This window comes from Pseudovibrio exalbescens (assembly GCF_028737195.1).
Classification (GTDB): domain Bacteria; phylum Pseudomonadota; class Alphaproteobacteria; order Rhizobiales; family Stappiaceae; genus Pseudovibrio; species Pseudovibrio zosterae.
In genome coordinates this window covers 416,497-430,090 of the sequence record NZ_JAQZAJ010000003.1, presented here as the reverse complement: position 1 = coordinate 430,090, position 13,594 = coordinate 416,497, and the positions used below count along the sequence as shown (strand labels likewise).

Annotated in this window: 12 protein-coding genes; 6 read left to right on the top strand and 6 right to left on the bottom strand. The window is 55.4% G+C overall.

What is annotated here, in order from left to right; translation table 11 throughout:
• Positions 1-45: 45 nt before the first annotated feature.
• Positions 46-2,712, bottom strand: coding sequence for a pyruvate, phosphate dikinase (gene ppdK, locus PUV47_RS11325; RefSeq protein ID WP_274218673.1), 2,667 nt, complete (start codon positions 2,710-2,712; stop codon positions 46-48).
• Between the two features lie 304 nt (positions 2,713-3,016).
• Between ppdK and PUV47_RS11320 the strand changes: the two genes are divergently transcribed.
• On the top strand, positions 3,017-4,798 hold the full coding sequence (locus PUV47_RS11320) for a tetratricopeptide repeat protein (protein WP_274218672.1): 1,782 nt from the start codon (positions 3,017-3,019) through the stop codon (positions 4,796-4,798).
• Positions 4,785-5,693: a 4-(cytidine 5'-diphospho)-2-C-methyl-D-erythritol kinase gene (locus tag PUV47_RS11315; RefSeq protein ID WP_274218671.1), complete on the top strand. Its 909-nt coding sequence runs from the start codon at positions 4,785-4,787 to the stop codon at positions 5,691-5,693. The genes PUV47_RS11320 and PUV47_RS11315 overlap by 14 nt, the downstream gene beginning before the upstream one ends.
• 49 nt (positions 5,694-5,742) lie before the next feature.
• On the opposite strand, the gene PUV47_RS11310 is transcribed toward PUV47_RS11315, so the two are convergent.
• A complete protein-coding gene (locus tag PUV47_RS11310; protein ID WP_425313757.1) occupies positions 5,743-6,756 on the bottom strand; it encodes a polyprenyl synthetase family protein in 1,014 nt (337 codons plus the stop codon).
• A gap of 161 nt (positions 6,757-6,917) precedes the next feature.
• Here PUV47_RS11310 and PUV47_RS11305 point away from each other — a divergent pair, with 161 nt between their 5' ends.
• On the top strand, positions 6,918-7,139 hold the full coding sequence (locus PUV47_RS11305; RefSeq protein WP_274218670.1) for a DUF2007 domain-containing protein: 222 nt from the start codon (positions 6,918-6,920) through the stop codon (positions 7,137-7,139).
• A gap of 10 nt (positions 7,140-7,149) precedes the next feature.
• Complete coding sequence (locus PUV47_RS11300) at positions 7,150-7,977, top strand: tRNA1(Val) (adenine(37)-N6)-methyltransferase (RefSeq protein WP_274218669.1); 828 nt, start codon at positions 7,150-7,152, stop codon at positions 7,975-7,977.
• Here PUV47_RS11300 and PUV47_RS11295 read toward each other — a convergent pair.
• Entirely contained in the window at positions 7,974-9,044 is a 1,071-nt protein-coding gene (locus PUV47_RS11295; protein ID WP_274218668.1) for a M48 family metallopeptidase, read from the bottom strand. The two genes, PUV47_RS11300 and PUV47_RS11295, sit on opposite strands and share 4 nt — an antisense overlap.
• Entirely contained in the window at positions 9,041-10,240 is a 1,200-nt protein-coding gene (locus PUV47_RS11290; protein ID WP_274218667.1) for a DUF898 family protein, read from the bottom strand. The genes PUV47_RS11295 and PUV47_RS11290 overlap by 4 nt, the downstream gene beginning before the upstream one ends.
• 211 nt (positions 10,241-10,451) lie before the next feature.
• Here PUV47_RS11290 and PUV47_RS11285 point away from each other — a divergent pair, with 211 nt between their 5' ends.
• Positions 10,452-11,393, top strand: a complete 942-nt coding sequence (locus PUV47_RS11285; protein WP_274218666.1) for an AAA family ATPase — start codon at positions 10,452-10,454, stop codon at positions 11,391-11,393.
• Complete coding sequence (locus tag PUV47_RS11280; protein WP_274218665.1) at positions 11,390-12,625, top strand: vWA domain-containing protein; 1,236 nt, start codon at positions 11,390-11,392, stop codon at positions 12,623-12,625. The genes PUV47_RS11285 and PUV47_RS11280 overlap by 4 nt, the downstream gene beginning before the upstream one ends.
• On the opposite strand, the gene PUV47_RS11275 is transcribed toward PUV47_RS11280, so the two are convergent.
• Both PUV47_RS11275 and PUV47_RS11270 read right to left on the bottom strand, forming a co-directional pair.
• Positions 12,622-13,101, bottom strand: a complete 480-nt coding sequence (locus tag PUV47_RS11275; RefSeq protein WP_274218664.1) for a hypothetical protein — start codon at positions 13,099-13,101, stop codon at positions 12,622-12,624. The genes PUV47_RS11280 and PUV47_RS11275 overlap by 4 nt on opposite strands.
• On the bottom strand, positions 13,098-13,556 hold the full coding sequence (locus PUV47_RS11270) for a lysozyme inhibitor LprI family protein (protein WP_274218663.1): 459 nt from the start codon (positions 13,554-13,556) through the stop codon (positions 13,098-13,100). Before PUV47_RS11270 ends, PUV47_RS11275 begins: the two co-directional genes overlap by 4 nt.
• Positions 13,557-13,594 lie beyond the last annotated feature (38 nt).

Here is a 13,594-nt window from a genome sequence, read left to right as displayed (position 1 = left end):
TCGAACCCGCCCTTTTTCGTTTCTACGCAGAACAGTAGGGATCGGTTAGCCCTTGGCCTTCAAGGCGGCTTGCGCTGCAGCAAGGCGTGCAACCGGCACACGGAACGGCGAACAGCTGACGTAGTTCAAGCCAATTGTTTCGCAGAAAGCGATGGAAGCCGGATCGCCCCCATGCTCACCACAAATGCCAAGCTTGATATCGCCGCGCCGCTTGCGGCCGCGTTCCGCCGCAATCTCAATCAGTTCCCCCACACCGTTGGTATCAAGGGAGACGAACGGATCCTTCTCCAGGATCTTGCGCTCCTGGTAGGTCCCCAAAAATGATGCAGCATCATCTCGGGATATACCGAAGGTGGTTTGCGTGAGGTCGTTGGTCCCGAAAGAGAAGAACTCGGCAGAACCGGCAATCTCTTCCGCCCGCAGCGCAGCACGCGGCAGTTCGATCATGGTGCCAATGGTGTAGTCCAGTTTAACGGACTGCTCTGTCTCGATTTCCTTTGCGACCGCTTCAATGCGATCACGCACGAAATCAAGTTCAGAGCGAAGGCCGACCAGTGGAACCATCACCTCCGGCTTCACGGAGACGCCGCGACGTCGGGAAACTTCGGCAGCCGCTTCAAAGATCGCCCGAGCTTGCATCTCTGCAATTTCCGGGAATGAGATCAGAAGGCGGCACCCACGGTTGCCGAGCATCGGGTTGAACTCTTCAAGTTCAAGCGCCCGCTCCTTGAGATCTTCCGCATCTACATTCATCTGCCGCGCCACTTCACCGATTTCATCCTCGGTCTTTGGCAGGAACTCATGAAGAGGTGGATCCAGCAAGCGGATGGTGACCGGCCGGTCTTCCATCAGCTCAAAAATCTGAGTGAAGTCATCCCGCTGCATGGGCAAAAGCTTGGCCAGTGCCTCACGGCGCTCTTCCTCGGTGTCAGACAGGATCATCTCACGAACGGCGAGAATCCGATCTCCATCGAAGAACATATGCTCGGTTCGGCACAGACCAATCCCTTCGGCACCAAAAGACAATGCCGTTTTTACATCCGTTGGTGTCTCGGCATTGGCGCGCACGCGCATGCGACGCAGACCATCGGCCCACTCCATGAGCTTCTGGAAGTCGCCAGAAAGCTCTGGCTGAAGCATCTTTGCACGACCAGCAAGGACCTGACCCGAACTGCCATCAATGGTAATGATGTCGCCCTTCTTGAAGGTTCTGCCATCTACCAGCATGACCTGCCGCTGCATGTCCACACGAATGCCGCCGGCCCCAGACACACAAGGCTTGCCCATGCCGCGCGCCACTACAGCCGCGTGACTGGTCATGCCGCCGCGAGAGGTCAGAATACCCTCTGAGGCATGCATACCGTGAATGTCTTCCGGACTGGTTTCTGTGCGAACCAGAATGACAGCCTTGCCATCCGCCTTTTCTGCTTCCGCCTCGTCCGGATTGAACACAATCGCGCCGCTGGCCGCACCCGGAGAGGCGGGCAGACCTGTGGTCAGCTCATCCCGTTCCGCAGCAGGGTCAATCGTTGGGTGAAGAAGCTGATCAAGTGAGCCCGGATCAATCCGAAGCACTGCCTCTTCCTTGCTGATCAGGCCTTCATCCGCCATTTCAACGGCGATTTTGAGCGCTGCCTTGAGCGTCCGTTTGCCTGTGCGGGTTTGCAGCATCCAGAGCTTGCCGCGCTCTACAGTAAACTCAAGGTCCTGCATTTCACGGTAGTGTACTTCCAGCTTGTTGCAAGTCGCCTGAAACTGCTGGAACACCTCAGGCATGATCGCTTCGAGGGAAGGCTTTTCAGAACCAGATGCAATACGCGCAGCTTCCGAAATGTCCTGCGGCGTCCGAATACCAGCCACAACGTCTTCGCCCTGCGCATTCACGAGGAATTCGCCATAAAGCGCGTTTTCACCAGTGGCCGGGTTGCGGGTAAACGCCACACCTGTCGCGGAGCCCTCTCCCATGTTGCCGTAGACCATGGCCTGCACGTTGACCGCAGTCCCCCACTCCTCAGGGATGCTGTGGATCTTGCGGTAAGTTTGCGCACGCGGGATCATCCATGATTGGAAGACGGCGCTGACAGCACCCCACAGCTGCTCTTGCGGGTCATCTGGGAAATCGCGACCCAGCTCTTCCTTCACCTTGGCCTTGAACGCGTCAACACAAACCTTCCAGTCTTCTGCGGTCAGGTCCGTATCGAGCGTATAATCTTTTTCATCTTTGATATCTTCGATGATCTCTTCGAAGTAATCATTATCAACGCCGAGCACGACGTCCGAGTACATCTGGATGAATCGGCGGTAGCTGTCATAAGCGAACCGCTCGTCGCCAGACTGTTCGGCCAGCGCACGCACGGTAACGTCATTCAATCCGAGATTCAAAACCGTGTCCATCATGCCTGGCATGGAGACCCGCGCACCAGAGCGAACGGACAACAACAACGGGTTGCTCGTATCGCCGAATGTCTTGCCTGTCAGCTCTCCCACAGCTTTCAGCGCCTGAGCGATCTGCTCTTTTAGCTCTTCAGGATACCTGCGCTCGTTCTGGTAGTAATGCGTGCAGACTTCTGTGGTTACGGTAAACCCTGGAGGCACAGGAAGCCCCAGTCGGCACATTTCAGCAAGGTTGGCACCCTTCCCACCGAGAAGATTGCGCATTTCAGCGGCGCCCTCGGTCCTGCCTTCACCAAAAACATAGACCCACTTGGTCATAGCACCCCCCTTTATCTGCAGTGAAATATCTTAATGCAAAGAGTAGCTGAGTATAGCAAGATGCATTTGGTGCGACCTTAGGGGTAATGCTTATCTCGCTTGAAAAAAACTATAAGATACAGGAGGCAAGAAAATCGGAGGATGGCTGCTTCACGGTATATTTAGCTTTTTTCGACCACTCAATAGGTTAGAGTATGTGGCAAGCTCCTCTGACTCATCATGGTGGCCCTGAAACCGCCATGCTTCTTGGTCAGACCATGCGATAGAGGATTGAGTCGACTGCGGCTCTCAACGAGAGAATTCAATGGACCATTCAAGACTTTGCGTCAACGACCGCCCTTCCCGCTTCATTCGGGTAAGCAGGAAAGCAGCTCTTCTCGCAGCGACGGTCGCTGTATCAACCTTGACGTGGGCCCACGCGGCCAATTTGAGCCCTGCGCAGATTACAACGCCATCTGCACAAAACTTCTCACTGGCTGGCAGCTACCTGTCAGGCCGCAGCGCCTTGCAGGCGCAAGATCTTGAGAGTGCCGCCCGCTATTTCGAGCAGGCTTTGCATCTGGATCCCGACAACTATTACCTGCAAGACCGCACCTTTGTGATGGCGCTGGCAGATGGCGACTTCGAAAGGGCCGCCCCGCTCATCGAACGCTTGCTTGAGAACGACGAGGATCACTTCCTTGCGCACTTCTACAAGTCCGCCAAGGCCATTGCTGAGGACGACTTTGATGCGGCGATTGAGGCCTTGAACGGAGGCGATATCAATCCGCTCTCTCGGCTTACTTTTGCAATCATGTCCGCATGGTCGGAGGCTGGCCGCGGGGCTCCTGAAAAAGGCATCGAGTTTCTTACAACCGTTGAAGGACCAAACTGGTTCGAGCTTTTCACCAGCTTCAATGCCGGCCTCATCATGGAATCCGCCGGAAACGGAGCGGAGGCACTGAAGTTTTACGAGGAGGCCTATGGGGCCGACCCTGGGGCTCTGCGCATCTCCAACGCCTATGCCCGCGCTCTGGCGGCCAATGGACGCCAAAAAGATGCGCTTGAGGTGCTCGACGCCTACGACCAGTTGGTGCCGAACCACCCGCTTCTTGTCGACACGCGCAAGGCAATCACCGATGGCGACATGCTGGAGCCGCTGGCTACCACTCCCGCGCAAGGTGTTGCGGAGGCTCTTTATGGTCTGGGCTCTGCCATCAGCCGCGATGGGGAAGAGCTTTCCGCCGTCTATCTCCAGACCTCACGCCTTTTGAACCCAGATCTGGATGCAGCCTCCATTGCACTTGGCACCCTGTTCGAACAGTTGGGAAACAACCACCGAGCCATCGAGTATCTTGGTGAAGTGGACAGCGCCTCTCCCATGAAGCGCGAGGCTGAGATCCAGATTGGACTTCACTACAACGCGCTTGAAAACCTTGAAGAAGCCCGCGAGCATCTGCAGGCACTGGTTGAGGAAGACCCAACCGACCTTGAGGCCGTAACTGCGCTTGGCAATGTCTTGCGGTCTCATTCTCTGTTTGAAGAGGCTGAAGTGGCCTACTCCGCAGGCATCAACACACTGGAGACCGTTGAACGCCAGAACTGGCCGCTGCTCTACTTCCGCGGCATTACCCGCGAACGCCAAAACAAGTGGGAAGAAGCTGAAGCAGACTTTCGTGAGGTGCTGGAGCTTTATCCGGATCAACCGATGGTGCTGAACTATCTCGGTTACTCTCTCGTGGACCGGGGCTTGAAGCTCGACGAAGCCCTTGAGATGATCAAGACGGCAGTACGCCTGCGCCCGACTGATGGCTACATTGTCGATAGTCTGGGCTGGGTCTACTATCGGCTTGGCCGCTACGAGGAAGCTGTCTCTCAACTTGAACGTGCGGTATCTCTTCGACCGCAAGACCCAATCATCAACGACCACCTGGGGGATGCCTACTGGAAGGTCGGCCGTAAGCTGGAGGCCCGGTTCAAATGGAACCACGCCCGAGACTTGGAGCCAGAACCCGATCACCTCAGCGAGATCCTGAACAAGATCAAGCACGGCATGCCTTTGGAAGAAACAACCAATATTGGACAAAACGCCAATGACGGCAGATAGACTTGCTGCAAGCGAGTTAGTAGCACCTTTTGAAACCACTGAGGTGGTGGAAACCGCACGGGCCAAGGTCAATCTGGCTCTTCATGTCACAGGCCAGCGCGAGGATGGCTACCACACGCTAGATAGCCTTGTGGTTTTTCCCGCGTATGGTGATGAGATAACACTGCGCCCCGCCGATGACATGACCCTGAGCATTTCGGGGCCCTACGCCGAGCCTCTGAACACAGACAGGTCCACAAACCTTGTTATGAAGGCTGCGTGGCTGATGTCAGAAAGTGTACCGGGCGCCCGTTCTGCACACATCCAACTGACAAAGCGCTTGCCTGTTGCCGCTGGCATTGGTGGCGGTTCGGCAGATGCAGCAGCTACCTTACGCGCCTTGGGCCGTCTTTGGGACGTTCATCCATCAAGCCACAATCTTGAGAAGCTTGCCTTGCGTCTTGGTGCGGATGTACCGATGTGCTTTGGTGAAAATCCAAGCCGGGTTCGCGGCATTGGCGAGCAGATCGAAAAGCTCTCCGCCGCTCCCAAAGGTGCACTGGTGCTCGTCAATCCGGGTATCGAGCTGTCAACACCCTCCGTTTTCCAAGCCTTGGAGAACAAACAAAACAGCCCATTGCAAACCTTGCCGGATAAATGGTCTGGCCCGCAGGAATTTGCCAGCTGGCTGCGTGCCTGCCGAAATGACCTTCAAGCACCGGCAACGTCCTTGGTGCCACAAATCGGCGATGTGCTGTCGCTCCTGGACGCACAGACTGAAACGCTTCTCTCACGCATGTCAGGCTCCGGCCCAACCTGCTTTGCGCTCTGCGCAACACTTGGCGAAGCACAGGCCGTGGCTAAGCGCATCAAGGAAAACCGCCCCGATTGGTGGGTTCAATCCGCAGCGTACTAACAAAAAACGGGGCCGTTGGCCCCATTTTTAAATCAAACCTTTTTTGCGTTTAACTGACGCGCTGGATGCAAAACTCAACGCTTTCAACCAGCGCATCCTTTGCAGCGCCATCAGGCAAGGTTGCCAAGGCTTCAATGGCAGAAGCGCCAAACTCCCGCGCTCGCTTGATGGTATCCTCCAAAGCCCCGGTGGTGCGGAGCAGCTGGATTGCATGCTCGAGGTCGCCATCTTCAATAATGCCGTCTTCGAGTGTCCGCTTCCAGAAGGCACGGTCCTCATCAGAGCCGCGTTGAACCGCATAAATGATTGGCAGGGTGATTTTGCCTTCGTGGAAGTCATCACCTACGTCTTTTCCAAGGTCCTTGGCAGACCCACCATAATCAAGGGCATCATCCACCAACTGGAAAGCAAGGCCAAGGTCCATACCAAACTTACGCGCAGCCGCGCGAATCTCGGCACCCTTATCGGCGATTTCCGGGCTCACCTCGGATGCAGCAGCAAACAGTGCGGCGGTCTTTGCTTCCACCACCTGCATGTACATCGGTTCATCGGTGTTCAGGTCCTGCGCCGCGCCCAGTTGCAGCACCTCACCTTCCGCAATAATTGCAGAAGCTTCTGACAGAATGCGCAGCGCTTCCAGAGAACCCACGTCCACCATCATCTTGAAAGCCTGGCCAAGAAGATAGTCGCCCACCAGAACGCTTGCCTGATTCCCCCAGAGCTTGCGAGCTGCGAGCTTGCCACGGCGCATGTCACTCTCATCCACCACATCGTCATGAAGCAGTGTGGCTGTGTGCATGAACTCGACGGCGGCAGCTAGAATGACATGACCGTCGCCTTCGTAGCCAAACATCTTCGCGAACGCGAGCGTCAGCATCGGGCGCAGACGCTTGCCACCGGAATCGATCAAGTGTCTTGAGATCTCCGGAATAAGTTCCACATTAGAGCCGGCTTTAGAAAGGATCAGCTCGTTAACGCGCCCCATGTCATCCGAGACGAGATCAACCAGACTCTGAATACTGGCTGGTTGTTTAAGGTCTTTTTGCAACTGAACGACGCCCACGTGTTGCCCTCTCCATTGACTTTTCCGGGACAATAGGTCCCGAAAGCCACTAGGGCAAGATCGGAACGCAAATTGATCGCAGATGTTCCTTGGCTAAAACGCATTTTCAGGTCGATCTGAACACAATAACGTGCCTAATGATCAGATCAGGGAGGGAATTGATGGAAGAACTGCTGCGCACGAACAACGCCGTGACGATTTCTTTTGTCGAAGCACTGCTCGGCGAAGCAGGCATCATCTTCTTCGTCGCAGACACCAACATGAGCATTTTGGATGGCTCTCTGGGTTTTCTCCCACGCCGAATTCTGGTACATGCCGACGAGATTGACCGCGCCAGACAGCTTCTCGTGGAGGCCGGCCTCGAATATGAGCTGAAGCGCTGACACAAAGAAAATGGCAGAAACGCCCGACACACTCCCAATAGACACCAACTTGGTTGAGCTGCCACAGACAACACTCGACAAGTTCCTTGATGGCCGCGTCATGATTGAGCAACCCGCCAAGGGGCGCCATCGCGCCGGGCTGGATGCAGTCTATCTCGCTGCCAGTCTGCCTGATGCCACCACGGGGCATGTGATGGATCTGGGAACAGGTGTCGGCTCTGCCGCCTTTTGTGCCGCATGGCGCCTGCCAAAGATCACAGTCACTGGTGTTGAAGTAGATGCGGTGGCGGCAAGCCTTGCCCGCCGCGGTCTGGCGCTTCCCGAGAACCAACGCTTCGCCGAACGCGTTACAATCGTGGAAGCAGACCTCACCGCCAAGGGAAGCATCCGCCATGCAACCGGTCTGCATCCATCGCAAGCCGATCATGTCATCATGAATCCGCCCTACTATGACAGCAGCCGTTTTCGCGTAACACCACAGAAGGAACGGGCCGCCGCACATGCACTGGATGAGCGTGGTGTTGAACCTTGGCTGCGCACCGCGAGCGATTTGCTGAAAAAAGGCGGGACACTCTCCGTGATCTTTCGGGCAGATGGCCTGCAAGAACTCCTGGACGCGATGCAAGGCCGGTTTGGCGCGGTAGATATCGTCCCCATACGCCCCACCGCAACCTCTGCGGCAACCCGCGTCATTGTCAGAGCCGTCAGCCAAAGCAAAGCGCCGCTTCAACTGCTTCCGGGCTTCACCCTGCATGACGAAACAGGGGACGCGTTTACCGAACAGGCCCAAAAGATCCTGCGCCACGGAAACGGCCTTGATCTTGTGTTCCGGCGCTAATCACAGATCGTACGAAGCGCTCCCCACTGAGCCCGCGCAATCAACCGTCGGTTGCTCTTGGTGCCAATAATTCCTTGATCTTGCAAAAGGGCCAATCGCTCCTGCGTTACTGGATGCGAGGAGAGCAACTCAAATTCGGTATCCTCCTCCATGGAACTTAGGAACGCCAACAATCCATCAGCCGGAATTTTCTTCCTGTTCAAGAGGTTGATGGCGTACTGATCGGCCTCACGCTCAATATCGCGAGAATACTTCTGGTTCAGCAAGTTCTGACTCACAACAGCCGCCAGGCTACCTCCTGTGAGGTCTCCGAGGAAAACGGAGACAACAATACCAACGCCAGCTGCATTCACGATGGACTTCATAGAATCGCGGTTCTTGATGTGCCCCATTTCATGGGCAAGGACACCAGCAAGGGCCTCTGGATTTTTCACCTCTTCGAAGATACCGGAGAGGATGAAAATGCGTCCTCCGGGAAGCGCATAGGCATTGGCAATCGGGCTTTTCAGCACCTGCACTTTGAGAGGAAAAGGCAGGTCCTCGTCATGTGACAAACGCGCCACCAATCGGTTCAAGCCAGCATCTCCAAGCGGAGACGTGCAGTGAACGCTCGTGCCTTTGAAGGTCTCCTCAACGTGTTGAGCCACCTCCTCTTCCACCCACAACGGCAGCATTCCCACAAGTTTTCCTGCCAGCAGCGGCAGCACGAAAATGAGGACAGCGGCAGTAAATGCGACTGCACCAAAGCCCAATCCGACGTAGCTCCAGTTTGTATTCCCCTCCAACGACTGGACTTGTTTGCCAAACCCCCTCTCCAAGCTCTGGCGGGTACTTTCTGCAACAACAGAGATCTCGCCCCTTTTCAGGTGCTCTGAAAAAGAAACATGAACACCGCCATGACCATCATTTTTCAGCTGAAAACAATCTGAGGTGGCGCGAAACAGTTCGGAGTGTGTTGCGCGATCCGTAACCAGAAGCAGTTGACCAAGCTGATAAAGCAGAACATCCCGCCGCACCGGGCTCTCGCCGTCATAGTAAAAGGCTTCACCTATGAAATGGCCACTCATATCGCATCAAACCCACTATCAAGCGCATCTGCAAGACCAACCCCAGCGACGCCCTCTTGTCTCTGGACCGAGCGCACATTGACAAGAAAATCAACGTCGCTCACATGAATGCTATTGAACCTCTTGCCCAGCAAGTAGACCTGCATGAAGTACATGTCCGCAAACATACCCACCGCGTAGAAAACAACAACAATGGGCAGAACGTTCTGCAAGCTCAGCATAAATAGGGAAAGAAGACCGCCTGTCTCCTCGACCTGCTCAGGAGATGGCATTGGCGTTCCATAGGTATTCACGATTGCCATGACACACCCCATACCAACCGCAACCGTCAATAGCGCGCCGAAGGTCGCCGCATATTGGTGCCGCGTTGAGAAGTCAGATTTGAGTTTGATGGCACCGAAGTACATGGAGCTCATCCGCAAGCGAAACAACAAGGCCTGCACCCACGGGTAAAACAGAAAGAAACAACCGAACAAAACGGCCATCAAGGCGAGCGGAACCAGAGTCACACCGACCATCGCAACCGAGAGGAATACGGCAAGAACAACCAATCCTCCGGTAACGAGCAGTGGAAGACGCAAAGCAGACCAATAGTCCGTTGCCCGCGCAACGTAAATGCATCTAACATCGCCAAATGCGCATGCCTCGTATCGATACCGGTCCAGTGCAGCCAGCCGCCATGGGGTCAATATCCCCAAGGTGACGATCGATCCAAATGACCACAGTAGCCAGCGCCAGACATACCCCCGCGCTTTGCTCTCCATCCCAAACCGCAGACCTCGCCAGCTTGTTCTGGTGAGTAGGTAGCGTTGTCGCCTGAAACTCACATAAGGCATCAAGATCAGGATCACTGAGAAAAAGCCGAAGCTGCCAATAGACCCAACGAACTGCCCAAAGAGGGGTAAAAAAGTAGCGGCCAGATAGGCTGGCAGCAAGATGGCAAGGGCGAGAAGAAAGCCAATGAACAGCTCCTTGACTGTCCCATGATACCTCAACCGGTCACCTAAAAATTGAGTGTTCGACCACAAGAAACGACGCAGCTTTGTTATTGCCCAAAACCGGTAGATACCAAGCGTCAAGAGCGTAAGACCCGTCCACTTCAGCAACGAAGGAACTACCGGATGGTCTTCATCAAACTCAACCTTGAACGTTTGGTTTGCGCCATTTGGTTGAGTTGGCGGGCAAAATTCATTCATGAAAAGCAACTCATTTTGAAATCAATACTGTTCATTGTTACAGGATCTATCAGCGTCCTTGAATTGGGAAAAGAGAGGGGCGCACCTACTCCTTTGTATCACCGCCGTTTGGCAGGGGCCACAGCGCGTACCTGCTAGAAAAATACGCAGATCCCCCTATGATACTTGGAAACAAGCGGTTGAATCACCGCGCATATGGGGGGACGAACTCATGGGGAAGAGCCAACTACCCAACTCAATTGAGGAGACCGAGCGCCTGCTGCAGCACGGCGGATATGTGTCGGATCGAGCGCTGGCAACAGTGCTGCATCTGTCTTTGCGTATGGGTCGCCCCTTGTTTCTAGAAGGCGAAGCAGGCGTCGGAAAGACAGAGATTGCCAAGGTGCTTTCTGCGGCTTTGAACCGCCCCCTCATTCGGCTGCAATGCTATGAGGGGCTGGACGTCTCCACTGCCGTTTACGAATGGAACTATGCAGCTCAAATGGTCGAGATCCGCCTTGCGGAAGCCGAAGGCAACGTTTCCCGCGCGGCTCTGTCGCAAAGTGTCTTCTCCCCGCGCTTCCTGATCAAACGGCCGGTTTTGCAGGCTCTCGAAAAGACGCCGGAAGGCGCTCCGATTTTCCTCATCGACGAGTTGGACCGCTCTGATGAAGCATTTGAAGCCTTTCTGCTTGAAGTGCTGGCAGACAATCAGGTCACGATCCCAGAACTTGGAACCATCAAGGCAGATGAACCACCGATCACGATCATTACAACCAACCGAACCCGCGAGATTCACGACGCCCTGAAGCGGCGCTGTCTCTACCATTGGCTTGACTATCCAGATGGGGAACGGGAGCTTGAAATTGTAAACCGGAAGGTGCCCGGCGCCTCCGAGCGCCTCGCCAGAGAGGTGGTTGCTTTCGTGCAGCGCCTGCGTGCCAAGGAAGATCTTTTCAAGCAGCCCGGAGTTGCAGAAACACTGGACTGGGCCACTGCATTGACGGAACTCAATGAGGTCGCACTAGATCCAGAAATGGTAACAGACACCCTCGGTACACTGCTCAAGTATCAGGAGGACATTGACCGCATAAAGGGCTCAAAAGCACATGAAATTGTCGAGGAGCTGCGAAGAGACCTTTATGGCCAGCCGGGCCTGAAAAATGAGCCATGACAGAACACGAAGCAGCCTCCCCGTCAGACAAGCGCGGCAAGATCACCGAAAACCTCGTCCACTTTGCGCGAATCCTGCGCAAGGCTGGGATGCCCATCGGCCCGGCAAGCGTGGTCGATGCCGTGGAAGCCGTTGAAATCTCGGGCCTGAGCAGCCGAGATGATCTCTACTGGACCTTCCATGCCGTCTTCGTGCGCAAGCGTGAACACAAGCCTCTCTTTGATGAAGCGTTTCGCATCTACTGGAAGACCCACGGATTGGTCGAAAAGATGTTGGCGATCCTCTCGCCCGTTGCGCCAAGCGGGCCCCGCGAACCCGAGCCTCCAAAGGCGGGGCAAACTCGCCTGTCACAGGCCTTTGAAGCCAACAAACAGCGCACAGCAACACAAGCCGCTCCCCAACTTGAGGTGGACGCCCGCTTCACCGTCTCAGAGCGCGAGGTCTTGCAGAAGAAAGACTTTGCGCAGATGACTGCAGAAGAGATTGCTAAGGCCAGACATGCGCTGCGCATGATGACGCTGCCTTTGGACAAGGTGCCAACAAGGCGGCTGGTAGCAGCAAGTCGCGGGCGCGTTGATCCGCGACGGTCCCTGCGGGCTTCACTCCGTTCAGGAGGCGACATCATTGAACTAAGGCACCGCCGCAGGGCGCAAGTTCATCCACCAATCGTTGCGCTCTGCGACATCTCCGGGTCCATGAGCCAATACACGCGCCTTCTGCTCCACTTTCTGCACGCACTGACTGAAAAGAGACGAGTACATACCTTCTTGTTTGGTACAAGGCTGACAAACATCACCCGGGCACTGGAAATGAAAGATCCAGATGAGGCCTTGATGGCCTGCACCTCTGGCGTTGAGGACTGGTCCGGCGGCACCCGCATTGCCCAGTCGCTCCATGAGTTCAATCGCAAATGGTCCAGACGTGTCCTTTCCGGCGGCCCGATTGTCCTATTCATTTCTGACGGTTTGGAGCGGCAGGAGGATGGCCAACTCTCAACGGAAATGGATCGGCTGCACCGTTCATGCCGCCGTGTTGTCTGGCTTAATCCTTTGCTTCGCTTTGAGGGATTTGAAGCCAAAGCGCGCGGCATAAGAGCTTTACTGCCGCACGTAGATGACTTCAGGGCGGTTCATTCGCTGGACGCTGTGTCCGATCTTTGCAAAGCACTTGATGGTTCAACCGGGTTTGCCAAGCAGTCTGATCCGCGCCTTTGGCTTGAGCGCTCGGCCTAACCCTCCTGCACCATTTTGCAAAAGCGACCGCTATCCAAAATGGTCCAGTCCGGCTGCCGGTGTAACGAAACACGGTAGATGGAGGATCCATCTTCCTCAGGCTCGGAAATCTCGCCAAAGGCATAAAGCCCGTCCCAAATGCATCCACGGGCATCAAAAGCCGGGTCTTCAGATACCGTGATCACAAGCTCCTCGCCTTGAGGGTCCTCCTTTGCATAGTCGAACACGAAGTGCTTGGCACCAGTCAGCTTTTCACAGGCGGCCTCATCCTGTTCCTTCATGGAAAGCAACAGGTGGATAATCAGCCCTTCCTGGAGGGGCGGCACCTTGGAAAGCAAAAACTGTGTGTCAACATCAACCTCCCAGCGTGGTATGGGTACCAAATCATCGTCAGGGGAACAAAACGGCAGCTCCAGCGCCTTGGAGGGGGCAGCGGAAACCAGCAGCATCAACGCCGCGCCAATGGGTTTGATCACGGAAACCTCGCATAGTCTTCCATTTGCAGCGCACGCAGCGCTGTGGCTTGCAGTCCGCATTGTACTGCCACGACCGGCCCCAATGAACCACCCTCATAAATCTTCATGGGCACTTCGCAGTCTGCGTCGCGAAATTTGATCCAAAGGCGTTGTGCGGCACGCAGTTGCTCTTGCACTGGTTCGGGCTTGGACTCCATCACCTGTTGATAGGCCGCATTGAGTTTCTCATCCCAAAGCTCTGTTTCGCGCGAGGCGCAAACACGCATGCCAAGGGACGTTTGCAGTTCTGGGCTTTCCTGACAGACGGTGAACACTCGGCCGATACAGCCGACGGACGCCGCAAAGGAAGTTCCTGCTTCAGCAAGGCACGCCTGCATGATGTTTCTGTCTTCCGGGGTGGGAGTGTTCAAATTGCTGCTGGCCACAGCGGCACCGGTAAAAATGCATCCGATCATTGAAATCGCTAGGAATTGGCGCAAGGTCGTCCTCCAAT